Origin of the sequence: Pseudomonas sp. IT-P218, from assembly GCF_949767605.1 — a bacterium.
GTDB lineage: Bacteria > Pseudomonadota > Gammaproteobacteria > Pseudomonadales > Pseudomonadaceae > Aquipseudomonas > Aquipseudomonas putida_AE.
The window spans coordinates 25,810-51,583 of the sequence record NZ_CATKQQ010000005.1 but is presented as its reverse complement, the minus strand read 5'-3'; the positions used below and the strand labels follow the sequence as shown (position 1 = coordinate 51,583).

The window sequence follows — 25,774 nt, the reverse complement described above, 5'->3', positions numbered from 1 at the left end:
GTGCCGCTATCGCCAGCAGGCTAGCTCCCACACAAAACCCTTGTGGGAGCCAGCCTGCTGGCGATGGGGCCCTCCCATTCGCCGCAGTACCGCCTGTTGTACTGGCGTCCTCGTCTGGCCGCCTTATAATGCCCTCCTTTGCGCACATCAGCAGGCTGTCCCTCCTTGGCAAACATAGATAACCCGGCCGCCGAAATGGCGGCCGACGGCTTTTTCCGGATCGCGTTGGGCGTTGAATACAAGGGCTCGCGTTATCGTGGCTGGCAGCGCCAGGCCTCGGGCGTGCTCACGGTGCAGGAAACCCTCGAAAACGCCTTGTCCAAGGTGGCCGACTCCCCCGTTTCGCTGCTCTGCGCCGGGCGCACCGATGCCGGCGTGCACGCCTGTGGACAGGTCGTGCACTTCGACACGCAGGTCGAGCGTTCGATGAAGGCCTGGGTCATGGGTGCCAATATCAATCTGCCCCACGATGTCAGCGTCAGTTGGGCCAAGGTCATGCCGGCGCATTTCCATGCCAGGTTCAAGGCCATTGCCCGGCGCTATCGCTATGTGATCTACAACGACCAGATCCGTCCGGCGCACCTGAACGAAGAAATCACCTGGAACCACCGCCCGCTGGATGTCGAGCGCATGGCCGAAGCGGCCCGCTACCTGGTGGGCACCCACGATTTCAGCGCCTTCCGTGCCGGCCAGTGCCAGGCCAAGTCGCCGATCAAGGAGCTTCATCACCTGCGCGTCACGCGTCACGGCAAGATGATCGTGCTGGATATCCGTGCCAGCGCCTTCCTGCACCACATGGTGCGCAACATTGCCGGCGTACTGATGACCATCGGTTCCGGCGAGCGTCCGGTGGAGTGGATGAAGGAAGTGCTGGAGAGCCGTATTCGCCGTTCCGGCGGGGTGACAGCGCATCCGTTCGGCCTGTATCTGGTGCAGGTCGAGTATCGTGACGAGTTCCAGCTGCCGGAGCGTTTCATTGGCCCACATTTCCTCACCGGTTTCAGCGAACTTGACGGCTGACGCCTTCGAACGCTTTTGTTACCATCCGGGACTTTCTCGGATTTGCCGTGGGGATTAATCGACATGTCAGCCGTTCGCAGCAAGATTTGCGGGATTACCCGCATAGAGGATGCGTTGGCGGCGGTCGAGGCCGGGGCCGATGCCATCGGCTTCGTGTTCTACGCCAAGAGCCCGCGGAACGTGACGTTCCAGCAGGCGCGCGCGATCATCAAGGCGTTGCCGCCGTTCGTCACCACCGTGGGCCTGTTCGTCAACGCCAGCCGTTGCGAGCTGGGAGAAATCCTCGACGCGGTGCCGCTGGACCTGTTGCAGTTCCATGGCGATGAAAGTTCTGAGGACTGCGAAGGCTGGCATCGTCCGTACATCAAGGCCCTGCGGGTCAAGGCCGGGGACGATATCGCGGCAGCTTGCGACGCTTATCCGGGTGCCAGCGGTATTTTGCTCGACGCCTATGTCGAAGGTGTTCCCGGTGGAACCGGTCAGGCGTTCGACTGGTCATTGATACCGCAAGGCTTGAGCAAGCCGATCATCCTGGCGGGCGGCCTGACCCCGGAAAACGTCGCCGAGGCGGTGGCGCGGGTTCGACCGTATGCGGTGGATGTCAGTGGCGGGGTAGAGGCGAGCAAGGGCATCAAGGATCACGCAAAGATTCAGGCATTCATCAAGGCAGTCCGTGGCACCTTGATGTGACGGCTGGCAGACTGCCGCCGTCCACTGCACTGTACAAAACGGCTGAGGATTGATGGGCTGTACGCAGGTCACGCTTCACTGACCCGGCACCCATCGAACATCGCCGCACACATGAATTTAGCTCAAGGGCATACGCGGGGCTGCGAACCAGAGCGTTCGGGCCGCCGGTACTGGAGAAAGAAAGCATGAGCAACTGGTTAGTAGACAAACTGATCCCTTCGATCATGCGTTCCGAGGTCAAGAAGAGCTCGGTGCCTGAAGGTCTTTGGCACAAATGCCCGTCTTGCGAGGCTGTGCTGTATCGTCCGGAGCTGGAAAAGACCCTGGACGTTTGCCCCAAGTGCAATCACCACATGCGTATCGGTGCACGCGCGCGCATCGACATCTTCCTCGATGCCGAAGGTCGTACCGAACTGGGCGCCGACCTGGAGCCGGTTGACCGCCTGAAATTCCGCGACGGCAAGAAGTACAAGGATCGCCTGACCGCGGCGCAGAAGCAGACCGGCGAAAAAGACGCGCTGATCTCGATGAGCGGTACCCTGCTGGGCATGCCGGTGGTGGTGTCGGCGTTCGAATTCTCCTTCATGGGTGGTTCGATGGGCGCCATCGTCGGTGAGCGCTTCGTGCGCGCCGCCAACTACGCCCTGGAAAATCGCTGCCCGATGATCTGCTTCTCCGCCTCCGGTGGCGCGCGGATGCAGGAAGCCCTGATCTCCCTGATGCAAATGGCCAAGACCTCGGCGGTCCTGGCGCGTCTGCGTGAAGAAGGCATTCCGTTCATCTCCGTGCTGACCGACCCGGTCTACGGTGGTGTTTCCGCCAGCCTGGCGATGCTGGGCGACGTGATCGTCGGCGAGCCGAAAGCCCTGATCGGCTTTGCCGGCCCGCGCGTGATCGAGCAGACCGTGCGCGAAAAACTGCCGGAAGGCTTCCAGCGCAGCGAGTTCCTGCTGGAGCACGGCGCGATCGACATGATCATTCACCGTCAGGAACTGCGGCCGCGCCTGGGTAACCTGCTGGCGCAAATGATGGGCCTGCCGACGCCGAAATTCGTCGCTGCACCCATCGAGCCAATCGTCGTTCCACCGGTACCTGCCAACATATGACCGAACGTACCCTTGGCGAGTGGCTCGCCTACCTTGAGCAGTTGCACCCTTCGGCCATCGACATGGGCCTTGAGCGCTCGCAGCAGGTAGCGTCCCGTATGGGACTGGGCAAGCCGGCGCCTCGGGTGATCACGGTCACCGGCACCAATGGCAAGGGCTCGACCTGTGCGTTCGTGGCGTCATTGCTGCGGGCGCAGGGCCTGAACGTCGGTGTCTACAGTTCTCCGCACCTGCTGCGTTACAACGAGCGGGTGCAGGTCAATGGCGTCGAAGCTACTGACGCCGAGCTGTGCCGGGCTTTCACGGCGGTCGAGGCCGGCCGCGGCGACACATCCCTGACCTATTTCGAGATGGGTACCCTGGCAGCGTTCTGGCTGTTTCAACAGTCCAGGCTCGACGCCGTGGTGCTGGAAGTCGGCTTGGGCGGGCGTCTGGACACGGTCAACGTGGTGGACGCCGACATGGCGCTGGTCACCAGCATTGGCGTCGACCATGCGGATTACCTGGGCGATACCCGTGAGTCCGTGGCTTTCGAGAAGGCCGGGATCTTCCGTCAGGGCGCGCCCGCGCTCTGCGGTGACCTGAATCCCCCGCAACCCCTGCTGGACAAGGCGCGCGAGCTCAACTGCCCGTTTTTCCTGCGTGGGCGCGATTTCGACCTGGGTGTGACTGACCACAGCTGGCAGTGGCGTGGTGTTGACGCGCAAGGGCGTGCAGTCGAGCTGCGCGACCTGCCGTTGCTCGACCTGCCGATGGAAAACGCCGCCTTGGCGTTGCAGGCCTATCTGCTGCTCGGTTTACCTTGGGTGCAGGCGCAGATTGTCCAGGCGCTGCAAGCGACGCGGATGATCGGTCGTCTTGATCGTCGGCAAGTCGACTGGCAGGGCAAGCGCCTTAACTTGTTGCTGGATGTGGGGCATAACCCCCATGCCGCCGAGTATCTGGCCCGTCGCCTGGCCAGCCGACCACCGGCTGGCAAGCGCCTGGCGGTCTTCGGATTGCTGGCGGACAAGGATCTGGATGGTGTTGTGGGCGAATTGAGTGCTAGTGTCGAGCACTGGGCCGTTGCGCCGCTGGATTCGCCGCGGGCGCGACCGGTGGCCGACTTGCGCGAGGCGCTGGACAAGCGCGGTGCTGCGGTGACGTCCTATGACAGCGTGGCCGCCGCCCTGGAAGGGCAGTGTGCGCAGGCGACGAGCGACGACGAGATTCTGTTGTTCGGATCATTCTATTGTGTTGCCGAGGCCCTCGAGTGGCTGGCCCGGCGCTCCACGGAGGAAGCGGCAAATGGCATTGCTGGATAAGGCTTACAAGCAGCGCATGGTCGGCGCCCTGGTTCTGGTGGCGCTGGCGGTGATTTTCCTGCCGATGCTGTTTTCCCGCCAGGACGAGCAGCGCCAGGTGACGGTCCAGGCCCCGGCGGCGCCGCAAGCGCCGGTGATACCGCAAGTGCAGGTGGAGCCGGTGGTGGTGCCTGAACCCCAGGCCCTGCCGCAGGAGCCCGTGCCGAGCGACGAGGAAATCGCCCAGCAGGAAGCGCCGGTTGCCCCGGTTGCGCCTGCCGCTCCGGCGCCCACCGTCAAGCCGGTCACGCCGCCCCCGGCACCTGCGCCCGTCCCGGCGCTGGCTGCCAAGCCTGCCACGGCGCCGTCGCAACCGATCAGCGCCGCACCGGGCAAGCCGGATACCACGCAAAGCCGTGTCGACGCCAATGGCCTGTCGGTCAGCTGGTCGGTGCAACTGGCCAGCCTGGCCAACCGTGAGAGTGCGGAAAAGCTGCAGAAAACCCTGCGCAGCCAGGGTTACAATGCCTACATCCGCACTGCCGATGGCAAGAATCGGGTGTTCGTCGGGCCGCTGATCGAGCGTGCAGAAGCCGATCGCCTGCGCGACTTGCTGAACCGCCAGCAGAACCTAAAGGGGTTTGTCGTGCGCTTTCAGCCAGAGCGTGGCTAAATCTATCGACACGATTTGAAATGCACTGACAATCGCAGCTTACCGATAAGCATGGGCTCTGCTAAAATGCGCCGCCTTATCCGTCTGTAGGCTGCACTGTGCCATTTACCTGGGTTGACTGGGCGATCGTTGCAATCGTCGCCATCTCCGCATTGATCAGTCTGAGCCGCGGCTTCGTCAAGGAAGCACTGTCGCTCGTGACCTGGATCATCGCAGGAGCCGTTGCCTGGATGTTTGGTGGCTCATTGTCCGAGTACCTCGCCGGATACATCCAGACCCCATCGGCTCGTATAATCACGGGCTGTGCCATCATGTTTGTCGCCACGCTGATCGTAGGCGCAATGATCAATTATCTTATCGGCGAGTTGGTTCGCGTCACCGGGTTGTCCGGGACCGATCGATTCCTCGGCATGGCCTTCGGCGCGGCGCGTGGCGTGTTGCTGGTGGTCGTGGCGGTCGGGCTGTTGAGCCTGGGGCCGGTACAGCAGGACGGGTGGTGGAAAGAGTCCCAGCTCGTGCCAAGATTTTTATTGGTCGCCGACTGGTCCAAGAACCTGATTCTCGGGTGGAGCAGTCAGTGGCTTGCCAGCGGTATCAGCGTACCCGCTGATATACCGTTCAAGGAGCAGCTCTTGCCGATGGCCAAAACGCCTCAGTGAGTGTTGTTCAGTTCAGATCCATTAAGTAGGGGTTGCGTCGCATGTGTGGCATCGTCGGTATCGTCGGTAAGTCGAACGTCAATCAGGCGCTGTATGACGCGCTAACCGTCCTCCAGCACCGCGGCCAGGACGCTGCCGGTATCGTGACCAGCCATGATGGCCGGTTATTCCTGCGCAAGGACAACGGCCTGGTGCGTGACGTGTTCCAGCAGCGTCACATGCAGCGCCTGGTCGGCCACATGGGCATTGGCCATGTGCGCTATCCGACCGCGGGCAGCTCGACTTCGGCCGAAGCTCAACCGTTTTACGTCAACTCGCCTTACGGCATCACCCTGGCGCACAACGGTAACCTGACCAACGTTGAACAGCTGGCCAAGGAGATTTACGAATCTGACCTGCGCCACGTCAACACCAGCTCCGATTCGGAAGTGCTGCTGAACGTGTTCGCACACGAGCTGGCCCAGCGCGGCAAGCTGCAGCCGACCGAAGAAGACGTGTTCGCTGCCGTTACCGACGTGCACAACCGCTGCGTCGGTGGCTACGCGGTAGTGGCCATGGTGACCGGCTACGGCATCGTCGGTTTCCGCGACCCGCACGGCATCCGCCCGATCGTGTTCGGCCAGCGTCACACCGACGAAGGCGTCGAGTACATGATCGCCTCCGAGAGCGTGTCCCTGGACGTGCTCGGTTTCACCCTGATCCGCGACCTGGCACCGGGCGAAGCGGTCTACATCACCGAAGACGGCAAGCTGCACACCCGTCAGTGCGCGACCAACCCGTCCCTGACCCCGTGCATCTTCGAACACGTCTACCTGGCGCGTCCGGACTCGATCATCGACGGCGTGTCGGTGTACAAGGCCCGCCTGCGCATGGGCGAGAAGCTCGCCGAGAAGATCCTGCGCGAACGTCCTGATCACGACATCGACGTGGTCATCCCGATCCCGGACACCAGCCGCACCGCGGCCCTGGAGCTGGCGAACCACCTGGGCGTGAAATTCCGCGAAGGTTTCGTGAAGAACCGCTACATCGGCCGGACCTTCATCATGCCGGGCCAGGCTGCGCGGAAAAAATCCGTACGCCAGAAGCTCAACGCCATCGAACTGGAATTCCGCGGCAAGAACGTGATGCTGGTGGACGACTCGATCGTGCGCGGCACCACCTGCAAGCAGATCATCCAGATGGCACGCGAAGCGGGCGCCAAGAACGTCTACTTCTGCTCCGCAGCCCCGGCCGTGCGTTTCCCGAACGTCTATGGCATCGACATGCCGAGCGCCCACGAGCTGATCGCCCACAACCGTTCGACCCAGGACGTTGCGGACCTGATCGGCGCCGACTGGCTGATCTATCAGGACCTGCCTGACTTGATCGAAGCGGTCGGTGGCGGCAAGATCAAGATCGAGAACTTCGATTGCGCGGTGTTCGACGGCAAGTATGTGACCGGCGACGTCGACGAGGCTTACCTGAACAAGATCGAACAGGCACGTAACGATGCCTCCAAGGTCAAGACCCAGGCGGTCAGCGCGATCATCGATCTGTACAACAACTGAGTAAAGCCGGCCTTGTAGGAGCGAGGCTTGCCGCGAAGCTTTTGGCGTATCCAAAGGATCCTTCGCGGGCAAGCCACGCTCCTACAGGGCCGGTTTCGTATCTACTACCGAATAAGGCAAGGAGTGACAGCATGAGTCAGGATTGGGATGCCGGTCGGTTGGACAGCGACCTCGAAGGCGTAGCGTTCGATACCCTGGCCGTACGTGCCGGTCAGCACCGTACGCCGGAAGGCGAACACGGTGATCCGATGTTCTTCACTTCCAGCTATGTATTCCGCACCGCTGGCGACGCCGCCGCACGTTTTGCCGGCGAAGTGCCGGGTAACGTCTACTCGCGCTACACCAACCCGACCGTACGTGCCTTCGAAGAGCGCATTGCCGCCCTGGAAAGCGCCGAGCAAGCCGTGGCCACCGCCACCGGCATGGCCGCGATCATGGCGGTGGTGATGAGCCTGTGCAGTGCCGGCGACCACGTGCTGGTGTCGCGCAGCGTATTCGGCTCGACCATCAGCCTGTTCGAGAAGTACTTCAAGCGCTTCGGTGTCGAAGTCGACTACGTGCCCCTGGCGGACCTGTCCGGCTGGGACGCGGCGATCAAGACCAACACCAAGTTGCTGTTCGTCGAATCGCCGTCCAATCCGCTGGCTGAACTGGTCGATATCGCCGAACTGGCGAAAATCGCGCACGCCAAGGGCGCGATGCTGGTGGTCGACAACTGCTTCTGCACCCCGGCGCTGCAACAGCCGCTGAAACTGGGTGCGGACATCGTCGTGCACTCGGCGACCAAGTTCATCGACGGCCAGGGCCGTTGCATGGGCGGGGTCGTGGCCGGGCGCAGCGAGCAGATGAAAGAAGTGGTTGGCTTCCTGCGTACCGCCGGGCCGACCCTGAGCCCGTTCAACGCCTGGATCTTCCTCAAGGGCCTGGAAACCCTCAACCTGCGGATGAAGGCTCATTGTGCCAACGCCCAGGAGCTGGCCGAGTGGCTGGAGCAGCAGGACGGCATCGAGAAAGTCCATTACGCCGGTCTCAAGAGCCATCCGCAGCACGAGCTGGCCCTGCGTCAGCAGAAGGGCTTCGGCGCGGTAGTGAGTTTCGAGGTCAAGGGCGGCAAAGAGGGCGCCTGGCGCTTCATCGATGCGACCCGCCTGATTTCGATCACGGCGAACCTGGGCGACAGCAAGACCACCATCACCCACCCGAGCACCACCTCCCACGGCCGCCTGGCGCCCCAGGAGCGTGAAGCTGCGGGCATCCGTGACAGCCTGATCCGCATTGCGGTCGGCCTGGAAGACGTGGCAGACCTGCAAGCCGACCTGGCGCGCGGGTTGGCTGCCTTGTGATCGAGTTGTCCACGCCACCGGGTTCCAATGGTCGCGTCGCGCTGGTGACCGGCGCGGCGCGGGGCATTGGCCTGGGTATTGCGGCCTGGTTGATCAGCGAAGGCTGGCAAGTGGTGCTCACGGACCTGGATCGCGATCGTGGCTCGAAGGTGGCGAAGGTGCTGGGCGACAACGCCTGGTTCATCGCCATGGACGTCTCCAACGAAGGGCAGGTGGCCCTGGGCGTTGCCGAGGTGCTGGGGCAGTTCGGGCGCCTGGATGCGCTGGTGTGCAATGCAGCGGTGGCCGATCCGCATAACATCACCCTGGAAAGCCTCGACCTGGCGTACTGGAACCGGGTGCTGGCGGTGAACCTCAGTGGGCCGATGCTGTTGGCCAAGCACTGTGCGCCGTACCTGCGGGCCCATAGCGGGGCGATCGTCAACCTGGCCTCGACCCGCGCCGGGCAGTCGGAACCGGACACCGAGGCCTATGCCGCGAGCAAGGGCGGTTTGTTGGCCCTGACTCACGCACTGGCGATCAGTCTTGGTCCGGAGATTCGGGTCAATGCCGTGAGCCCCGGCTGGATCGATGCGCGGGACCCTTCGCTGCGTCGTGCCGAGCCGCTAACCGATGCCGACCATGCCCAGCATCCGGCGGGCAGGGTAGGGACGGTTGAGGATGTGGCGGCGATGGTGGCCTGGCTGCTGTCGAAGAATGCTGGTTTTGTCACTGGTCAGGAGTTTGTGGTCGATGGCGGCATGACCAAGAAGATGATTTACAGCGAATAGATCGAGTTTTTACTCAGGCTTCGGCGTTGAATGTGCCGCCGTCTTCGCGAGCAAGCCCGCTCCCACAGTGGACTGCGTTTTGCCTGAAGAAACGCGGTTCACTGTGGGAGCGGGCTTGCTCGCGAAAGCGGTCTGAAGGTTTGCAACCCTTGTAAGTGATGCCACGATTTTGTCTTTTTCAGAAAAACTTCAATCCTGCTATTGACTTAGGTTCGCTACCTGCGTAAATTTCGCGGCCTCGGAGATGCAAACGGGTGATTAGCTCAGCTGGGAGAGCGTCTGCCTTACAAGCAGAATGTCGGCGGTTCGATCCCGTCATCACCCACCACTCCCGAGAAACTTGCGAAAGCAAGCCGTAGGCTGAAATGCCTGCACCGACGCGCAGCGGTAGTTCAGTCGGTTAGAATACCGGCCTGTCACGCCGGGGGTCGCGGGTTCGAGTCCCGTCCGCTGCGCCATATTTTCCGAGTCAGGCCTGCCTGGCTCGAGATTGAAAAGCTACTGAGTTTTCAATCAGACGAGTTACTTGAGCATCTGCTCAAAGCGATACGCAGCGGTAGTTCAGTCGGTTAGAATACCGGCCTGTCACGCCGGGGGTCGCGGGTTCGAGTCCCGTCCGCTGCGCCATATCTGCTCCAAGGCCCACTGAACGCCTTGGAGCTACGAAGAAAGCCACTGGCTACTTCGAGTCGATAGCAAAGACCCTGGTCGAAAGGCCGGGGTTTTTTGTGTCTGGAATTTGGCTTTTTCTCCTCTGTAACGCCTCCCTTCGAATCTTTCTGCGCATCCGCTGCATAAAGCACTTGGTGCTGCCTCGCGACATTAATTAGAATCACTCTCATTTACGATAACGCCTGGCACAGGGTTTCTTCAGATGAGTGATGCAGCGATGGCGAAGGAGCAAACCCTTCACGACCTGTACCGCGATCACCGTAGCTGGCTTGAGAGCTGGCTGAGGCGACGCATGGGCAACGCTTGTGATGCGGCGGACCTGAGCCAGGATACCTTCTTGCGTTTGCTCGCCAGCTCCCAGCGCATTGCCGACCTGCAAGAGCCCCGTGCCTATCTGCTGACGGTGGGCAAACGCCTGCTGAGCAATTTCTACCAGCGGCGCAGTCTGGAACAGGCTTACCTGAGTGCGTTGGCGTCCCTGCCCGAAGAATGTGCGCCGTCCCCGGAACAGCGTTGGCTGCTGCTGGAAACCCTGCAAGCGCTGGACGAATTGCTCGATGGTTTGCCCAGGGCAGTGCGCCGGGCGTTTCTCTGGAGTCAGCTCGAGGGCTTGACCTACCAGCAGATCGCCGAGCGCCTGTCGGTGTCGGAACGCACGATCAAACGCTACATGGCCCAAGCCTATGAGCATTGCCTGTTGGTGGACCTGTGAACAGCCCGGCGGCCGACGTTCGCCAGGCCGTGCGCGCCGCCGCGCAGTGGCTGGCGTTGCTCGAGTCCGGAGGTGCCACCGATCAGGACCGGGCGAACCTGCAACGCTGGCGCGACAGCTGCCGCAGTCATGAACACGCCTGGCAAAAGGCCCAGGCCTTGCGCCAGCGCTTTGCCGACCTGCCTCCCGCGCTGGCCATGAGCAGCCTCGATCGCCCCGATCCTGCGCGACGCGTAGTGCTCAAACGCGCATTGGGCGCGGTGGCGCTGGTGCCGGCAGCCTGGCTGATCAGCCGGCAATTGCCCCTGGACGTCTGGCGCGCCGACCTGCACACCGCCACGGGCGAGCGCAAGCAGGTACCCCTGGCCGATGGCAGTGTCCTGCAGCTCAATACCGCCAGCGCCGTCGATGTGGATTTGCCGAATCGTCGGGTGAAACTGGTGGAGGGCGAAATGTCGCTGAAGGTGCCGGGTGCATCGCCCTTGATGATCCAGACCCGATTCGGTCAGGTGACCGTCAGTCAAGGCGAAGCCTGCGTGCGCCAGGGCAGCCGCGGCTGCCGGGTATCGGTGTTCAGCGGTGCCGTGCAGTTGCAACCCTTGCAGGGCGCGGCGCTCACTTTGCATGCGGGTCAGCAGGTCAACCTGCAAGCGGCAGGTGCCGCCGCGATACAGGCTTTTGATGTGCTGCAGCCCGGCTGGCGCGAAGGCGTGCTGATGGCCAGCAACCAGCCACTGGGAGAATTCCTGCGCGAACTCGACAGCTATCGACCGGGTGTCCTGCGTTGGGCGCCGGAACTCGAAGCGCTGCGGGTCACTGGCAGTTTCCGCCTGGACGACACCGATCGCATCCTCGCGCTGCTCGCGGCCAGCCTGCCGCTGGAGGTGCAAATGCGTACTCGCTATTGGGTAACGCTGACGCCGCGCAAAAAAGTTGCGTGAAGCCTGTCCCCTTTTTTCGACTCGCTTGTCATTCAAGGCAACTGAACGCACAAGAGAGCCTTTTCAATGCCCGCCGTAAAGTCTTGCCGTCCACGCCCGGCGTCGTCCGGTCTGCGCCCGTTGTTGCGCCTGAGCCTGTTGTTGAGCCTGAGTGCCAGCCCGATCTTCATCACCCATGCCTGGGCCGAAGACGCCACTCGTCGCAGTTATCAGGTGCCGGCCGGCAGCCTGAGCGATGCGCTCACCCGGTTCGCCGGCCTGGCCGGGGTCAACCTGTCGGTGGATCCGGCGCTGGTCAGGGGTCGCAGCAGTGCGGGACTTTCCGGTACCTATGGGGTGGAGGAGGGCTTCGTGCGCCTGTTGCAGAATTCCGGCCTGCAACTGCAACCGGTGGGCGAGCAGGCGTACATCCTGATTCCCGAACCATCGGGCAGCAGCCTGCAACTGGGCGCCACTTCCATTTACGCGACAGCGGGTGACGCCGTCGACCCGGTGTACGCCGGTGGCCAGGTTGCACGCCGTGGCTCGCAAGGCTTGCTCGGCTCGCAAGACTTCATGGAAACGCCGTTCAGCATGACCACCTACACCAGCGAGGCGGTGAAAAACCTGCAGGCGCGTACCCTGGGCGACCTGGTGGCCAGCGATCCCTCGGTTCGCGCGACCAATCCGGCGGGAGGGCGTTATGAGCAGTTCACCATTCGCGGACTCAGCCTGTTCAACAGCGATGTTTCCTACAACGGCCTGTACGGTGTCCTGCCGACCTATACCATCGACATGGAGATGGCCGACCGCGTCGACATCCTCAAGGGCCCCAGCCAGCTGGTCAACGGCATCTCGCCACGGGGCAGCGTGGGCGGCGGAATCAACGTGGTGCCAAAGCGAGCGACCGACCAGCCGATCACCTCGTTCACCGGCAGTTACGCCTCCAACAACCAGCTTGGCGGTGCCGTGGATGTAGGCCGGCGCTTTGGTGAGGAGGACATGTTCGGCATTCGTTTCAACGGCGTGAAGCAGTCTGGCGACACCGACTGGGATCACCAGAGCGTCGACCGCGAGATGGCGGTGCTGGGCCTGGATTTTCGCGGTGACCGCCTGCGCCTCTCGACCGACATCGGCCACACCGAACGTGATACCGATGCCCCCCAGGAGCGCGTGCAGATTGGCGTCAACGCGAAGGTGCCGAATGCCAACGATGTCCGCGACAACTATGCGCAACCCTGGAGCCAGGCGCGCACCACGGACACTTTCGGCACGCTGAACGGTGAATTCGATGTCAGCGATTCAGTGCTGTTGTACGGCGGTGTGGGCGCGCGCAAAAGCAACCATGACTTTCTCAGGCATGCCGTAGCGGTCACCAACGATGCGGGTGATTTCAGTGTGCTGCCGCGGGACTTCACCCGCGACGAAAACGTGCGCACGGCCACCGCCGGCGTACGCAACTGGTTTCATACCGGCCCGGTCAGCCATCAGGTCAACCTGGCCGCCAGCTATTTCTACATGGACTTCGAGAATGGCGGCGCCCGTTACGCTGCGGCCCCCAGCAACCTTTACGACCCCGTGGAAACCCCGACACCCGAACGGCCCACGCGCTTCGACCCAGAGGTCTATACCGAGAACCGCTTCAGCAGCGTGGCCTTGTCCGATACCCTGGGCTTCTTCGATGACCGGCTGCTGCTGACCCTCGGCGGCCGCTGGCAGCGGGTGCAGGTGGACGACTGGTCGGATGACGTCAAGGGCGACACCGCCTATGACGAGGAAAAATTCTCGCCATCGGGTGGCATCCTGTTCAAGGCCACCGACAAATTATCTGTGTACGCCAACTACATGGAAGGCCTGAGCCAGGGCAAGATCGCCCCGTCCACCTCGGTCAACGAGGATGAGATCTTCCCGCCGTTCATCAGCCGCCAGGTAGAAGTCGGCGCCAAGTACGACGCCGGTGCGTTCGCGGTCACCGCTGCGGTGTTCCGGATCAAGCAACCGGCCTACGAGACCAACACCACGACCCGGGTCTTCGGCCCCAACGGCAAGCGGCAGAACGATGGTGTGGAGCTGAGCGTGTTCGGCGAACCGCTCGACGGATTCCGGCTGCTCGGTGGGGTGATGTACATCGACAGCGAGTTGAACGACACCACCAATGGCACCTTCGACGGCAACCGCGCGCCGGCCACGCCGAAGTACAACGTCAACCTGGGCGCCGAGTGGGACGTGCCGAACGTCCAGGGCCTGACCCTGACCAGTCGCGGCATCTACTCCAGCTCGCAGTACCTGGACCAGTCCAACAACAAGGAAATCGATTCGTGGGAGCGTTTCGACGTGGGCGCGCGTTATGCGTTCAGGGTTGATGAAAAGACCATCACCGTGCGGGGCAATATCGAGAACGTGGCGGACAAGCGCTACTGGAGTTCGGCGGGGGCTTCGGATGACAGCGAGCCGGGGTTGACGCTGTCGACGCCACGGACCTATTTGCTGTCGGCGACTGTGGACTTCTGATGGTCTTGTGTTGACTGATCTGACGTCTTCGCGAGCAAGCCCGCTCCCACATTTGATTGTGTGTTCGACACAGAAACCAATGTGGGAGCGGGCTTGCTCGCGAAGGCGGCATCAGCAACACCGCAGATATTCAGCCCTGCAGATACACCGCATGAGTATGGGTGTACTCATACAACCCATGCTTGCCATCCGCCCCGCCAATCCCCGATTTACGCACCCCGGCATGAAACCCCTGCATCGCTTCGAAGTTCTCGCGATTGACGTAGGTTTCGCCAAAATCCAGCTCGCGCATGGCGTGCATGGTCATGCTCAAGTCGCGGGTGTAGATCGACGAGGTCAGGCCATAGTCGCAGTCGTTGGCCAGGGCGATGGCTTCATCCAGGTCATCGACGATCTGGATCGGCAGCACCGGACCGAAGATTTCCTCGCGCATGATCTCCATGTCGGCGCGGCAGCCCGCCAGGACCGTGGGCTGGAAGTGAAAGCCGTTCGGCAGGTCGGCAACCTGCCCGCCGCTGATCAGGCTGGCGCCCTGGCTCAGTGCTGTACGGACTTTACGGTTGACGCTGTCCAGGCCCTGGCGATTGATCAGCGGGCCCATCTCCACATCGGGTTGCGCAATCGGGTCGCCATAGCGGGTCGCGCTCATGGCGGCGGCGATACGCTCTATGAATTGATCCGCCACCTTGCGTTCGACATACACCCGCTCGGCGCAATTGCACACCTGGCCGCTGTTTATGATCCGCGAATCGCGAATGGCCTTCACCGCCAGGTCCAGGTCGGCATCCGCCAGCACGATGGCCGGGGCCTTGCCACCCAGTTCCAGATTGAGCTTGGTGATGTTCGGTGCGGCGGCGGCCATGATCCGTGAACCGGTGGCGACGCTGCCGGTGAAACTGATCATGTCCACGCCTTTGTGCCCACTGAGCGCCGCGCCAACCTGGCCGTCACCGCAAACCACGTTGAATACACCGGGCGGCAGGTCGGTTTCTGCCACCAGTCGGGCGAACTCGAAACAGTTGTTCGGCGTTTCTTCACTCGGTTTGATGACGATGGTGTTGCCGGTCAGCAGGGCGGGGGCCATCTTGCGGGCAATCAGGAAGAACGGGAAATTCCACGGCAGGATCCCCGCCACCACCCCCAGGGGTTTGCGGAACAGGAAGATGTTTTCGTTCTGGCGGTCGCTGGTGATGATTTCACCTTCGATGCGCCGCGCCCACTCGGCCATGTAGTCGAGGTAGTCGGCGGTGAAGTTGACTTCGACTTCGGCCAGGCCGCTGATCTTGCCTTGTTCCAGGGTGATGGTGCGCGCCAGGTGCGCAACGTTTTCCCGCAGTTTGGCGGCGATGCGCCGTAGGTAACCGGCGCGCTCATTCGCCGGCTTGCGCGCCCAGTCCTTTTGCGCGGAGCGCGCCGCAGCGAGGGCGCGATCGACGTCTTCGGCATTCGACGCCGGCACCTTCGACAACAAGGCACCGGTGGCCGGGTTGATCACGTCAATGTGGGCAGCGCTGGCCACGAACTGGCCGTTGATGAAGTTTTCGTAAACAGGCACGGATGACATGGAACGACTCCTTGGCTGATCAGTAGGTACGCGACGGCGCGTGTTCGGTGGCCGGTGTGCGGTAGCGGGCGAGGGTGGCCATGGCGCTCTGGCGCAGCAGGCTGATGTCGATGGCCACGGCGATGAACTGGCAGCCCCAGCCCTGATAGCGCCGCGCGTCTTCTTCATTGGGTGCGAGGATGCCGCAGGCCTTGCCGGCCGCCAGCGTCGCGTTGACCGCGTGTTGAATGCGTTCCTGAACTTCCGGGTGACCGGGATTGCCGGCATGTCCCAGACCAATGGACAGATCCGCCGGGCCGATGAACACCGCGTCGACGCCTTCGACGGCGGCAATGGCTGCGACGTTTTCCACGCCGAGCCGCGATTCCACCTGCACGATCAGGCACAGCTGTTCATGGGCGGTGTTCAGGTAATCCGGCACGCCGTCCCAGCGAGTGGCGCGGGTCAGGCCGCCGCCGACGCCACGGATGCCGTGGGGTGGGTACCGCATGGCGCGGACCAGGGCCTGGGCCTGTTCGGCGGTTTCGACCATCGGGATCATCAGCGTCTGCGCACCGATATCCAGCAACTGCTTGATCAGGTTGGCGTCGCCATTCACGGCGCGCACGATGGGTGCCGTGGGGTAGGGCGCCACGGCCTGCAATTGGGCGAGTACGCCGGGCACGGTATTGGGTGCGTGTTCACCGTCGATCAGCATCCAGTCATAACCGGTGGTGGCGACGATCTCGGCGCCGTAGCCGGTGGCGAACCCGGCCCAGATGCCATATTGCGGCGCAGGTTTGTTCAGGGCGGCCTTGAAAGCGTTGTGCGGCATGTTCATCACGAACTCCTGGCTCAGCGGCTATACGGCCGATGCAGTTGGCATTCCGGGTTGAGGGTCACGCCGAATCCCGGCTGGTCGAGTGCCGACAGGCGCATGCGACCGTTCACCGGTACCGGTTCGCCGAGCAATTGCGGATGGAACATCGGCACCACTTCGTCGGCTTTGGGCGCCATCATCAGGAATTCGGCGAACGGGCTGTTATGCCGGGTGGCCACGAAGTGATAGCTGTACACCGACGAGCCGTGGGGAATGACCAGGGTGTTGTGGGCGTCGGCCAGGGCCGAGATCTTCACCAGTTCGGTGAGGCCGCCGCACCAGCCGACATCCGGCTGGATGATGTCGCAGCAGCCCATCTCCAGCAGCATGCGGAAGCCCCAGCGGGTGGCTTCATGTTCGCCGGTGGTCACCAGCATGCCTTTGGGCACGTTGTTGCGCAGGGCCGCGTAGCCCCAGTAATCGTCCGGCGGCAGGGCTTCTTCGATCCACTTCAAGCCATGTTCGTGGGCGCCGACCGCCAGTCTGGTGGCGTAGTTGAGGTCCAGGCTCATCCAGCAATCGAGCATCAGCCAGAAGTCCGGCCCGACCCGTTCGCGCATGGTCGCCAGTTCTTCGAGGTTCTTGCGCAGGCCTTCCTCGCCTTCGGCCGGGCCATGGTGCAGCGGCATCTTGCCGCCGATAAAACCCATTTTCTGCGCCAGGTCCGGGCGGGCGCCGGTGGCGTAGAACTGCAATTCATCGCGCACCGCGCCGCCGAGCAACTGGTGCACCGGCTCCTGGCGGATCTTGCCGAGCAAGTCCCACAGCGCCAGGTCGACCCCGGAAATCGTGTTGATCACGATGCCTTTGCGCCCGTAATACAGGGTCGATTGGTACATCTGGTCCCAGATCTTTTCGATGTCGGTGACTTTCGCCCCTTCGAGGAAGCGCGCCAGGTGTTTCTCGACGATGTAGGCGGCCGGCTCGCCGCCCGTGGTCACCGCAAAACCGACCGTGCCGTCGCTGGCTTCGATCTCCACCACCAGGGTGCCGAGCACGTTGATGCCGAAGGTGCGGCGGCTCTGGCGGTACTCCGGGTATTTGCTCATCGGCGTGGCAATGTGATCGTCGATCCAGTGGCCATCGGCCTGATCGTGGTAATCCGCGCCGCCGCCTCGCAGAGTGAAAGCGCGGACGTGCTTGATGGTTGGAATGCCCATGGTGTGATTCCTTTTTTTAACGGCGGTCAGGTTTAAACGGTGGCCGGTTTGTTCGAAGCTTCATGCCCGGGCGAACGCACGCCCAGGACCAGCAACGCGGCGATGACGGTGGTGGCGGACAGCAGGTACAGGCCGGCTGCCGGAGAATGGAAGGCGCCTTCGGCCCAGTTCTTCAGCACCGGGGCGATGAAGCCGCCGAGGGCACCGAACGAGTTGATCAGGGCGATGCCGGCCGCCGCGGCGCTGCCGGCGAGGTAGCTGGAAGGGAAGGTCCAGAACACCGGTTGCACGGCGATGAAACCGGACGCGGCGAAGCACAGGGCGACGATGCCCAGGAACGGACTGCTGAAGGTCACCGAGCAGGCGATACCGGCGGCGGCCATCAGCAGGGTCAGGCTGGCGGTGCGGCGGCGTTCGCCGGTGCGGTCGCTGTAGCCGGGAATCAGGTAAGCCGCCACCAGCGCGCAAATCCATGGGATCGCCGTGACCAGCCCGACCATCAGCCCGACCTTGGTGCCCAGCAATCCGCCGACCTGGGTCGGCAGGTAGAACACCACGCCGTAGACGCTGGCCTGGATCAAGAGGTAGATCAGGCACAGGTACAGCACCGACGGCTGGCAGATCACGTTGAGCAGGCTGCGACCGTGATTCTGTTTGTGGCTGTCTTCCTGATCGAGCAGGTTCTGCACCTGCTGGCGTTCTTCGACCGTCAGCCACTTGGCGTCCGCCGGGCGGTTGTCCAGGTAAAAGTACGCCCAGATGCCTACCGCCGTGGCCATCAAGCCTTCAACGGCGAACAGCCACTGCCAGCCGTGGAAGCCGACAAAGCCGTCCAGCTCCAGCAGCAGGCCGGACAACGGGCTGCCGAAGATGAACGCCAGCGGCGCGCCGAAGTAGAAGAAACCCATGGCCTTGCCGCGCACGGCGTTGGGGAACCAGTAGGTGAGGTAGAGGATCACGCCGGGGAAGAACCCGGCTTCAGCCACGCCCAGCAGGAAGCGCAGGATGTAGAAGCTGGTTTCGGTGTGGGCGAAGACCATGGCCGCGGAAACCAGGCCCCAGGTGACCATGATCCGGCACATCCACAAACGGGCGCCGACGCGGTGCAGGATCAGGTTGCTCGGCACTTCGAGCAGGGCATAACCGACGAAGAACACCCCGGCGCCGAAGGCGAAGGCGGCGTCACTGATATTGGTATCGGCCTGGAAGGCTTGCTTGGCGAACCCGACGTTGGCGCGGTCGAGGAAGGCCATGATGTACATCAGCAGGAGAAACGGGAGCAGCCGCCAGGAAATCTTGGCGAGCAGAGGCGCGGGTAGAGTCTTCATCGCGGTTTTCCTTTGGTAGGGCATTTGTTCTTATGGGGAAGACTGTACGGCCGCTGATCGATGCGTTACAAATCGAATCTAGCTAACAACTGATACCCTAAGGGTATCGATAACAAGGCCCGCCATGACCACGCCCATCATCTCCCGCAGCCTGCTCAACCGCCTGCGCTACAAGCATTTGCACATGCTGGTGACGCTCAATTCCAGCCAGAACCTGCACCGCGCTTCGCAAAGCCTGAACATGTCGCAACCGGCCGCCACCCGCATGCTCCATGAAATTGAAGACATGTTTGGTTGCGACCTGTTCGAGCGTTTACCCCGGGGCATGCGACCGACGGCGCTGGGTCAGGAATTGATTCGCTTTGCCGAGTCGGCCATCAGTGGCCTCGACCGTTGCGCCGAGGATCTGATCGCGCGGCAACAGGGCGGTTACGGCTATCTGTCGATCGGCACCATCATGGGCGCGGCGCCGGACCTGGTGATGGATTCGATTGCCGAGATCAAGGCGCTCAACCCGCAGCTGCGGATTCGCATCATGGGCGACACCAGCGACCAGGTGATCCAGTTGCTGGAACAGGGCCGCATCGACCTGGCCATCGCCCGGCGCAATGCCGCCACCGACAGCGAGCACTATGCATTCGAACAACTGGGCAACGAACGCCTGCTGGTGGTGGTGCATGCCGGCCACCCGCTGGCCCGGCGCGAGACACTGGAGATGGCCGAACTGGTCAATGGCTGGCCGTGGATCCTGCAACCGGAAACCAGCCCGGCGCGCATCGGCCTGGACCAGGCCTTGCAGCGCCTGGCCTTGCCACTGCCGGCGGACATCATCGAATGCAGTTCGGTGTACTCCATGCAGCAGCTGATTCAACTGACCGATGCGATCATGGTCCTGTCGGAAACCGCATTGCGCGACTACCTTAAAATGGGCTTGGTGGTGGCGTTGCCGGTTGAGCTGGATGTGCAATTGGCGCCGTTCGGGTTGTTGTTGCGCAAGGGCGAACACATCAGTCGGGAGCTGGGCCTGTTCATCGATCTGCTGCGTCGAAAAGCCGCGGTTTTTTGATTCCTTGGTCAGTTTTTTGTTTTCCGCGAGCGCATAAACCTTTAAAGTTAACCTTTCGGTCAGCTTTGCACTGTCATCACAGCCCTTTGCATCGTCAAGAAGGGCTTCTGCAAGACTCGAGATTTCCAGAACATAACCAGAAGGGCGGCCCCCATGACCGCCCATAGGATGATCCATGTCCAACCGTGAAATATCCCGGCGCTCGTTCCTCCAGGGCGGGCTGGTGGCGGGTGTGAGCGTGACGCTTGCACCGCTCGGCAGTCAGGCGCTGGCCGCCTTGATGGAAAACAGCGTGACCGTGCCGTCCGAGCAGTGGCTCGGCAACAACGGCCAGGCGCGCGCCCGTAACGATGCCTTGTCCAAGGTCTGCGGCAGCAAGGTCTTTGCCCGCGACATCCGTGCCAAGGACATGCCGGGCTGGCCGCAACAGCAAGGCCACGCCATGCTGCTGAAAACCATCAAGGCCGACCGCATCTACGCAGGTTATGACCTGTCGTGGCTCGGCGCCGACCTGCAGCCTGACCGCATCGTCACCGCCGACGACCTGGTCAAGGACGGCATCGTCTTCCCGGAAGAGCACGCGCCGGATCCATTGCTGCCTGAAGGCAAGGTGCCGATGTTCATCGGTCACCCGGTGGCGATCCTGATCTGGAACGATTTCGAACGTTTCCGCCAAGCCAAGGCCCAGCTCAAGTTCAATGACAAAGCAATTCGTTACGGCGCCCAGGTGCCATATTACGAAGGCGATCCCTACGGCAGCTTCCGCTACGTGCGCGTGGGTGGCCCGACCTCGGCCGACGAAGACGAATTCGCCAGCCTCAAGGACTCGATCCTGTTCCCGATGCTGAAGAACCGTCGCCCGGTGTGGAATTCCCAGCCGAACCTGCACGGCAACCTGACCGAGCGCGGCCTGTTCTACGCCGACCGCATGAAGCAGCAGATCGATACGCCGCCGGACAACTGGCTGGTGTTCGACGAACGCTACAAGACCCCGTCGATCGAGCCGGCCGCCATGGAGCCGGACAACGGCAACGGCTGGTACGACCCGGCGACCAGGACACTGCACTTTGTGGTTGCGACGCAGTGCCCACTGGAGACTGCGACCGAGACCGCGAAGATGATCGCGCCGTCGCGTTTCGGCCTGGCCAACCTGAACATGCACCCTGGCTACACCGTCGGCTACGGCTCGAAAGACCATAACATCTTCGTCTACTACGCAGCCTTGGCGGCGTTGTACGGCGCCGGTGTGCCGGTGCGCCTGGCCAACGACCGCTACGAGCAGTTCCAGAGTGGCATCAAGCGTCACCCGTTCGACATCCGCTACCAGCTGGCGGTGGACAAGACCGATCACAGCTTCAAGATCTTCCGCGCCGAAATGAGCGTCGACGGCGGCGGCCGGGTCAACTACAGCCCGTCCGTGGCAGCAGTCGGCGCCACGGCGGCGCAGTCGATCTACTACATGCCGCAGAACGACCTGCAGGTCACCGCCTATCACTCGCGCGCGGTGGAAGCCGGGTCGATGCGCGGCTACGGCACGCTGCAGAGCATGGCGTCGACCGAGATGATGGTCGACGAAATCGCCGATCGCCTCGGTGTCGATGCCATCGAATTGCGCCGCAAGAACGCCTTGCGCTCGGGCATGAAGAACACCCAGGGTGCGGTGCCGGCCGGTGCCTTGCGCCTGCACGAAATTCTCGACAAGGCCGCCGTCAACGAAGTCTGGAAAAACCGCAACGCGATCAAGCAACAGCGCGAAGCCGCCGACCCGGATAACTGGTATGGCGTCGGTTTCGCCATTTGCCAGAAAGACTTCGGCACCGGTTCCGAAGCGCCGATGGCCAGCATCGAATACACCGTTGACGGTCGCATCACCCTGCGCCACATCGGTATCGAAATCGGTACCGGCATGTCCACCTCCCAGGCGATGGTAGTGGCCGATTTCCTCGGCAACCCGGCGCACGAAGTGAAGACCGGCGAAACCGAATGGAAAGAGTTGCAGCTGATCAGCGGCGGCAACCCGTACATCATGAGCCAGGCCGAGCAGGATAACTTCCTGCGTAACCCGCGCTGGGTCGGCAAGGTCGCGTCGGCCTCGTCGGCGACCAACTCCGCCTACTACTTCAGCCACGCCACCCGTGAAGCGGCGCGCGTGCTGTTCAACCACGGTTTGTGGCCGGCGGCGCTGGAGATCTGGCGACAAGGCCCGTTCGGCGGCCAGGCCAACCCTTACGTGGTGCGCCGCGAAGACGCCCATTGGGTCGATGGCAAACTCACCGCCAACGGCATGGAACCGCTGCCGTTCGACGTGCTGGCCAAACGTGCCCACGAGCGCGGGCTGGTCACCGGTGCCACGGTGCACGGCTTCAACCGCTGGAGCTGGGCCGAGGCCGAGTTCAGCATCGATGGCGTGCGTGAGCGTCTGCCGCTCGATGGCCTGGCGGTCAAGTACGGCGACGGTGCACCGAAGGCGAAGAAGGCGCAAATGAGCAGCGCCGGTTTCCATCTGCTGGACCGGCAGAACATCGCCTACCCGGCGACCCAGTTGAACAACGCGGCGGTGACTTACTACAGCCCGGTGGCGACGCTGGTGGAAGTGAAGGTCAACAAGGGTTCCAACGAAGTGTCGGTGCTCAATCACCACTCGTGGGTCGAGTGCGGCCGGGTGCTGGTGCCGGAACTGGTCAAGGGCCAGCTCGAAGGTGGCATCGCCATGGGCATCGGGCATGCCTTGATGGAAGAAATGCCGCTGTACGAAGGCGGGCCGGGGGAGGGCGACTGGAACTTCAACCGTTACCGCCTGCCGATGGCGCGGCACGTGGCGGTGTGGAAACAGACCGCGGAAATCCTCCCGCCATTGTCGCCAAGCGACCCGTCCAAGGGCATTGCCGAGGTGGTGATGATCCCGGTGGTCGGCGCCATCGGCAACGCCGTGGCCCACGCCATCGGCAAGCGCGTTCGCGACCTGCCTATCACTTCTGCACGCATCAAGGAGGCCCTCAATGGCTAACCGTCCGCTTCAACTGACCCTCAACGGTCAATCCGTCGGCCCGGTGGACATCCCTGATGACCTGCCGATGATCGACTACCTGCACGAATACAAGAACCTCACCGGCTCGCGCCTGGGCTGCGGCCAGGGTATCTGCCATGCCTGCGTGGTGATCGTCGACAACCCCGATGGCACCAGCGAGGAAGTGCGCACCTGCATCACCGGCGCGCACTATTTCGAAGGCAAGAAAGTGCGCACCATCGAAGGCCATGCGAGCCGTGACGAGCAGGGCAAGGTCACCGAGCTGAACCCGATCCAGCAGCGCTTCGTCGACGAATTCGCCTTCCAGTGCAGCTACTGCGCGCCAGGTTTCGTGAATGCCGCGACGGTGCTGGTGGAAAAGCTGCAGCGCCAGCCGATCGTCAAGAGCCAGCTGGAAAAAGTCATCGAGGACAGCCTCGGTCATCACATCTGCCGTTGCACCGGGTACGTGCGCTACTACAGCGCCACCCGCAACGTGCTGACCGATCTCGGCCTGGTCAAGGAGGGTTGAGCATGAAGCATCTAATCACCCGCCTGACCCTGGCGGTCGGCCTGGCTGCGTCTGTGTTGCTGGCGCAGGCGGACGATCAGGTCGCTCGTGGGGCTTACCTGGCCCGCGCCGCCGACTGCATGGCCTGCCACACCGCGCCGGGTGGCGCGCCGTACGCAGGTGGCCTGGCGATCGTTTCGCCGTTCGGCACGATCTACGGCACCAACATCACCCCGAGCAAAGAGCACGGCATCGGCCTGTACAACGATGACGAATTCTTCGCTGCGCTCACCGAAGGCAAGCGTCGTGATGGCGCCAACCTGTACCCGGCGATGCCGTACACCTCGTATCACCTGATGCCGCGTGAAGATTCCGACGCGATTCACGCCTACCTGAAAACCGTCGCGCCGATCGAACGTGCCGCGCCGGTCACCAGCCTGAGCTTTCCGTTCAACGTGCGCCTGGGCCTGATGGGCTGGAACATGATGTACGGCAAGGACGTCAAGCTGGAGCCGGCCGACGGCAAGAGCGAAGCCTGGAAGCGCGGCCAGTACATGGTCGACGTGCTCGGTCACTGCGGCGAATGCCACACCCCACGCGGCTTGCCCGGCGCGATGCAGCAGGACAAACGCATGACCGGCGGCATTCTCAACGGCTATCTGGCCCCGAGCCTGCTGGCCACGGACCTGGCCGCGCGCGGTTGGAATCACCAGGACCTGAGCTCGTTCCTCAAGCACGGCATGAGCGCCCAGGGCACCATGTTCAACGAGATGTTCCCGGTGTTCCACAACAGCACCCAGGGCCTCAGCGATGCGGACCTGGCGGCGATGGCGACCTTCCTGCTCGGTGATCAACCACCAGCGGCGAAAGTCCTGACCGACGTGCCGCTGGACCAGCTCAGCGCCAGTGCCCAGCGCGGCCGTCAGGACTACCTGAACGTCTGTGCCGGTTGCCACGCGCCAGGTGGCGAGGGCAAGCCGCACATCGCCGTGGCCATGCGTGGCAATACCACCTTGCGCCTGGAAGACCCGCGCAACCTGGTGCGGGTGATCGACGATGGCATTGGCGAGCAGAAATTCTCCGGCTTCGAACACATGCAGCCGATGCCGGGTTTCGCGCAGAAGCTGAGTGATGAGCAGCTGACCGATCTGTTGAATTACCTGCGCCAGGGCTGGGGCGGTCAACCGGGTGACCTGGCCTTGGGCGATGTGCAGAAGCTGCGGGCCGACGCGCCGCCGCTCGAGCACAAGGCGCACTGACATGCAGCATCTGGATCTGCAGGTGGTGCGGCGGGCGCTGGCGTGGTCGATAGGCGGGCAGCGTGTCTGGCTGTGCACTGTGCTTGCCACCTACGGCTCGGCGCCCCGGGCGCCGGGTTCGTTGCTGGCGGTGAATGCCGGCGGGCAGTGGATCGGATCTTTGTCCGGCGGCTGTGTCGAGGAAGACTTCCTCGCGCGCGTCGGCGAAGGTGCATTCGAGCAACCGGTCAGCGTCGTGCGCTACGGCGAAGGCGATGACCCGCGCTCGCGGGTCAGCCTGCCCTGCGGCGGTGTGCTCGATGTGCTGGTGGAGAAGCTTGAGCCGGTCTGTGAGGTGCAGGCGCATCTGCGGGAGCTGGAGTCGGCGCTGTTGGGCCGGCGTCGGCTGATCCGTGAAGTCGACCTGGCCAGCGGCGCGCGCAGTCTGTTGGATGATCGCGAGCAGGGCGTACGCGTCGAACGCGAGATCGATCGCGTCAGGCTGCGCATCGGCGCGGCGCAGCGCCTGTTGCTGGCCGGTTATTCCAGTGTGGCGCAGGCCTGCGCGGAGTTTGCCGTGGGCCTGGGTTTCGAGGTGATCCTGTGCGATCCGCGGGACGAAGTGCTGGAAGGCGTGGTGCTGGACAACGTGGAAATTCGTCGTCAACTGCCGTCGGTGTTCATCGCCGACGGCGGCTGCCACAGCGACACGGCGGTGGTGGCGCTGACCCACGATCCGCGCATCGATGACCTGGCGATGATGGAAGCGGTGCGCACCGACGCGTTCTACATCGGCGTGATGGGCTCCCTGCAGACTTCGCAAAAGCGTTTCGAACGGCTGCGGCGCATTGGTGGGCTGGAGGAGGCGCAACTGGCGCGGATCCATGCGCCCATCGGGCTGAACCTGGGCAGCAAGACCCCGGCGGAAATCGCCCTGGCGGTGCTCGCCGATATCCTGCGCATTCGCAGCGGGATCGCTCGCGATCGCCTCTGATGCAGGCCCTGTCAGGGGCAAGGCTGGTTTAGAACAAGGCTCGTCGCTGGATTGGACGAGCCTTTTTTGTTGGGCGTCATTCTTGACACTGTCCGGTCAGCTTCTCTAGGATGCTGCCCATGCGCCGATTTAAACAGCTAC

The 25,774-nt window shown here is 62.9% G+C and carries 21 protein-coding genes and 3 tRNA genes; 20 read left to right on the top strand and 4 right to left on the bottom strand.

The window, feature by feature from the left end:
• Nucleotides 1-195: 195 nt before the first annotated feature.
• The 15 genes from truA to ACM6I6_RS03895 all read left to right on the top strand — a co-directional run bounded on the left by truA (nt 196) and on the right by ACM6I6_RS03895 (nt 13,906).
• On the top strand, nt 196-1,020 hold the full coding sequence (gene truA / locus ACM6I6_RS03965; RefSeq protein ID WP_274075521.1) for a tRNA pseudouridine(38-40) synthase TruA: 825 nt from the start codon (nt 196-198) through the stop codon (nt 1,018-1,020).
• A 63-nt stretch (nt 1,021-1,083) separates the two neighbouring features.
• Complete coding sequence (locus ACM6I6_RS03960; RefSeq protein WP_274075418.1) at nt 1,084-1,710, top strand: phosphoribosylanthranilate isomerase; 627 nt, start codon at nt 1,084-1,086, stop codon at nt 1,708-1,710.
• Nucleotides 1,711-1,895: 185 nt separating this feature from the next.
• Nucleotides 1,896-2,816 (top strand): acetyl-CoA carboxylase, carboxyltransferase subunit beta, encoded by a 921-nt coding sequence (gene accD, locus ACM6I6_RS03955; RefSeq protein WP_323606836.1) that lies wholly within the window; start codon nt 1,896-1,898, stop codon nt 2,814-2,816.
• Complete coding sequence (gene folC / locus ACM6I6_RS03950) at nt 2,813-4,120, top strand: bifunctional tetrahydrofolate synthase/dihydrofolate synthase (RefSeq protein WP_414919445.1); 1,308 nt, start codon at nt 2,813-2,815, stop codon at nt 4,118-4,120. Before accD ends, folC begins: the two co-directional genes overlap by 4 nt.
• Nucleotides 4,104-4,772, top strand: a complete 669-nt coding sequence (locus tag ACM6I6_RS03945) for an SPOR domain-containing protein (protein ID WP_414919444.1) — start codon at nt 4,104-4,106, stop codon at nt 4,770-4,772. The genes folC and ACM6I6_RS03945 overlap by 17 nt, the downstream gene beginning before the upstream one ends.
• 98 nt (nt 4,773-4,870) lie before the next feature.
• Nucleotides 4,871-5,431, top strand: a complete 561-nt coding sequence (locus ACM6I6_RS03940) for a CvpA family protein (RefSeq protein WP_274075414.1) — start codon at nt 4,871-4,873, stop codon at nt 5,429-5,431.
• A 41-nt stretch (nt 5,432-5,472) separates the two neighbouring features.
• Nucleotides 5,473-6,978: an amidophosphoribosyltransferase gene (purF, locus tag ACM6I6_RS03935; protein ID WP_274075413.1), complete on the top strand. Its 1,506-nt coding sequence runs from the start codon at nt 5,473-5,475 to the stop codon at nt 6,976-6,978.
• A gap of 131 nt (nt 6,979-7,109) precedes the next feature.
• Nucleotides 7,110-8,321, top strand: a complete 1,212-nt coding sequence (locus ACM6I6_RS03930; RefSeq protein ID WP_323627237.1) for an O-succinylhomoserine sulfhydrylase — start codon at nt 7,110-7,112, stop codon at nt 8,319-8,321.
• The gene (locus ACM6I6_RS03925; RefSeq protein WP_323627238.1) at nt 8,318-9,091 is read left to right on the top strand and encodes an SDR family oxidoreductase; all 774 of its coding nucleotides are present in this window, start codon (nt 8,318-8,320) and stop codon (nt 9,089-9,091) included. Before ACM6I6_RS03930 ends, ACM6I6_RS03925 begins: the two co-directional genes overlap by 4 nt.
• Nucleotides 9,092-9,343: 252 nt before the next feature.
• A tRNA-Val gene (locus ACM6I6_RS03920) sits at nt 9,344-9,419 on the top strand.
• Between the two features lie 53 nt (nt 9,420-9,472).
• Nucleotides 9,473-9,549: transfer RNA gene (locus ACM6I6_RS03915), tRNA-Asp, on the top strand.
• Nucleotides 9,550-9,641: 92 nt separating this feature from the next.
• Nucleotides 9,642-9,718, top strand: a tRNA-Asp gene (locus ACM6I6_RS03910).
• A 247-nt stretch (nt 9,719-9,965) separates the two neighbouring features.
• On the top strand, nt 9,966-10,475 hold the full coding sequence (locus ACM6I6_RS03905; protein ID WP_274075410.1) for a sigma-70 family RNA polymerase sigma factor: 510 nt from the start codon (nt 9,966-9,968) through the stop codon (nt 10,473-10,475).
• The gene (locus ACM6I6_RS03900; RefSeq protein ID WP_414919443.1) at nt 10,472-11,416 is read left to right on the top strand and encodes a FecR domain-containing protein; all 945 of its coding nucleotides are present in this window, start codon (nt 10,472-10,474) and stop codon (nt 11,414-11,416) included. Before ACM6I6_RS03905 ends, ACM6I6_RS03900 begins: the two co-directional genes overlap by 4 nt.
• A gap of 66 nt (nt 11,417-11,482) precedes the next feature.
• Nucleotides 11,483-13,906 carry a TonB-dependent siderophore receptor gene (locus ACM6I6_RS03895; RefSeq protein ID WP_414919442.1) on the top strand — a complete coding sequence of 808 codons (2,424 nt, stop codon included), beginning with the start codon at nt 11,483-11,485 and terminating at the stop codon, nt 13,904-13,906.
• Nucleotides 13,907-14,036: 130 nt separating this feature from the next.
• On the opposite strand, the gene aldA is transcribed toward ACM6I6_RS03895, so the two are convergent.
• Genes aldA through ACM6I6_RS03875 form a run of 4 tightly spaced genes read right to left on the bottom strand, consistent with a single transcriptional unit; the run spans nt 14,037 to nt 18,817 of the window.
• Nucleotides 14,037-15,470: an aldehyde dehydrogenase gene (gene aldA / locus ACM6I6_RS03890; RefSeq protein WP_414919441.1), complete on the bottom strand. Its 1,434-nt coding sequence runs from the start codon at nt 15,468-15,470 to the stop codon at nt 14,037-14,039.
• A gap of 19 nt (nt 15,471-15,489) precedes the next feature.
• Entirely contained in the window at nt 15,490-16,290 is an 801-nt protein-coding gene (locus ACM6I6_RS03885) for an HpcH/HpaI aldolase/citrate lyase family protein (protein ID WP_323627242.1), read from the bottom strand.
• Between the two features lie 14 nt (nt 16,291-16,304).
• Complete coding sequence (rhmD, locus tag ACM6I6_RS03880; RefSeq protein ID WP_414919440.1) at nt 16,305-17,489, bottom strand: L-rhamnonate dehydratase; 1,185 nt, start codon at nt 17,487-17,489, stop codon at nt 16,305-16,307.
• Nucleotides 17,490-17,521: 32 nt separating this feature from the next.
• Nucleotides 17,522-18,817: an MFS transporter gene (locus ACM6I6_RS03875; protein ID WP_414919439.1), complete on the bottom strand. Its 1,296-nt coding sequence runs from the start codon at nt 18,815-18,817 to the stop codon at nt 17,522-17,524.
• Nucleotides 18,818-18,941: 124 nt separating this feature from the next.
• On the opposite strand from ACM6I6_RS03875, the gene ACM6I6_RS03870 reads away from it, so the two are divergent.
• The 5 genes from ACM6I6_RS03870 (at nt 18,942) to ACM6I6_RS03850 (ending at nt 25,633) form a co-directional block, all read left to right on the top strand.
• Complete coding sequence (locus tag ACM6I6_RS03870) at nt 18,942-19,883, top strand: LysR family transcriptional regulator (protein WP_274075403.1); 942 nt, start codon at nt 18,942-18,944, stop codon at nt 19,881-19,883.
• A gap of 175 nt (nt 19,884-20,058) precedes the next feature.
• Entirely contained in the window at nt 20,059-22,890 is a 2,832-nt protein-coding gene (locus ACM6I6_RS03865) for a xanthine dehydrogenase family protein molybdopterin-binding subunit (protein WP_323627245.1), read from the top strand.
• Nucleotides 22,883-23,422: a (2Fe-2S)-binding protein gene (locus ACM6I6_RS03860; RefSeq protein ID WP_046817930.1), complete on the top strand. Its 540-nt coding sequence runs from the start codon at nt 22,883-22,885 to the stop codon at nt 23,420-23,422. The genes ACM6I6_RS03865 and ACM6I6_RS03860 overlap by 8 nt, the downstream gene beginning before the upstream one ends.
• A 2-nt stretch (nt 23,423-23,424) precedes the next feature.
• Entirely contained in the window at nt 23,425-24,660 is a 1,236-nt protein-coding gene (locus tag ACM6I6_RS03855) for a c-type cytochrome (RefSeq protein WP_414919438.1), read from the top strand.
• Nucleotide 24,661: 1 nt separating this feature from the next.
• Nucleotides 24,662-25,633 (top strand): XdhC family protein, encoded by a 972-nt coding sequence (locus ACM6I6_RS03850; protein WP_323606822.1) that lies wholly within the window; start codon nt 24,662-24,664, stop codon nt 25,631-25,633.
• Nucleotides 25,634-25,774 lie beyond the last annotated feature (141 nt).

Excerpts from the sequence above, each read along its gene's own strand:
- truA (WP_274075521.1), top strand. The coding sequence starts at position 196 with ATGGCGGCCGACGGCTTTTTCCGGATCGCGTTGGGCGTTGAATACAAG.
- ACM6I6_RS03960 (WP_274075418.1), top strand. The coding sequence starts at position 1,084 with ATGTCAGCCGTTCGCAGCAAGATTTGCGGGATTACCCGCATAGAGGAT.
- accD (WP_323606836.1), top strand. The coding sequence starts at position 1,896 with ATGAGCAACTGGTTAGTAGACAAACTGATCCCTTCGATCATGCGTTCC.
- folC (WP_414919445.1), top strand. The coding sequence starts at position 2,813 with ATGACCGAACGTACCCTTGGCGAGTGGCTCGCCTACCTTGAGCAGTTG.
- ACM6I6_RS03945 (WP_414919444.1), top strand. The coding sequence starts at position 4,104 with ATGGCATTGCTGGATAAGGCTTACAAGCAGCGCATGGTCGGCGCCCTG.
- purF (WP_274075413.1), top strand. The coding sequence starts at position 5,473 with ATGTGTGGCATCGTCGGTATCGTCGGTAAGTCGAACGTCAATCAGGCG.
- ACM6I6_RS03930 (WP_323627237.1), top strand. The coding sequence starts at position 7,110 with ATGAGTCAGGATTGGGATGCCGGTCGGTTGGACAGCGACCTCGAAGGC.
- ACM6I6_RS03905 (WP_274075410.1), top strand. The coding sequence starts at position 9,966 with ATGAGTGATGCAGCGATGGCGAAGGAGCAAACCCTTCACGACCTGTAC.
- ACM6I6_RS03895 (WP_414919442.1), top strand. The coding sequence starts at position 11,483 with ATGCCCGCCGTAAAGTCTTGCCGTCCACGCCCGGCGTCGTCCGGTCTG.
- aldA (WP_414919441.1), bottom strand. The coding sequence starts at position 15,470 with ATGTCATCCGTGCCTGTTTACGAAAACTTCATCAACGGCCAGTTCGTG.
- ACM6I6_RS03885 (WP_323627242.1), bottom strand. The coding sequence starts at position 16,290 with ATGAACATGCCGCACAACGCTTTCAAGGCCGCCCTGAACAAACCTGCG.
- rhmD (WP_414919440.1), bottom strand. The coding sequence starts at position 17,489 with ATGGGCATTCCAACCATCAAGCACGTCCGCGCTTTCACTCTGCGAGGC.
- ACM6I6_RS03875 (WP_414919439.1), bottom strand. The coding sequence starts at position 18,817 with ATGAAGACTCTACCCGCGCCTCTGCTCGCCAAGATTTCCTGGCGGCTG.
- ACM6I6_RS03870 (WP_274075403.1), top strand. The coding sequence starts at position 18,942 with ATGACCACGCCCATCATCTCCCGCAGCCTGCTCAACCGCCTGCGCTAC.
- ACM6I6_RS03865 (WP_323627245.1), top strand. The coding sequence starts at position 20,059 with ATGTCCAACCGTGAAATATCCCGGCGCTCGTTCCTCCAGGGCGGGCTG.
- ACM6I6_RS03860 (WP_046817930.1), top strand. The coding sequence starts at position 22,883 with ATGGCTAACCGTCCGCTTCAACTGACCCTCAACGGTCAATCCGTCGGC.
- ACM6I6_RS03855 (WP_414919438.1), top strand. The coding sequence starts at position 23,425 with ATGAAGCATCTAATCACCCGCCTGACCCTGGCGGTCGGCCTGGCTGCG.
- ACM6I6_RS03850 (WP_323606822.1), top strand. The coding sequence starts at position 24,662 with ATGCAGCATCTGGATCTGCAGGTGGTGCGGCGGGCGCTGGCGTGGTCG.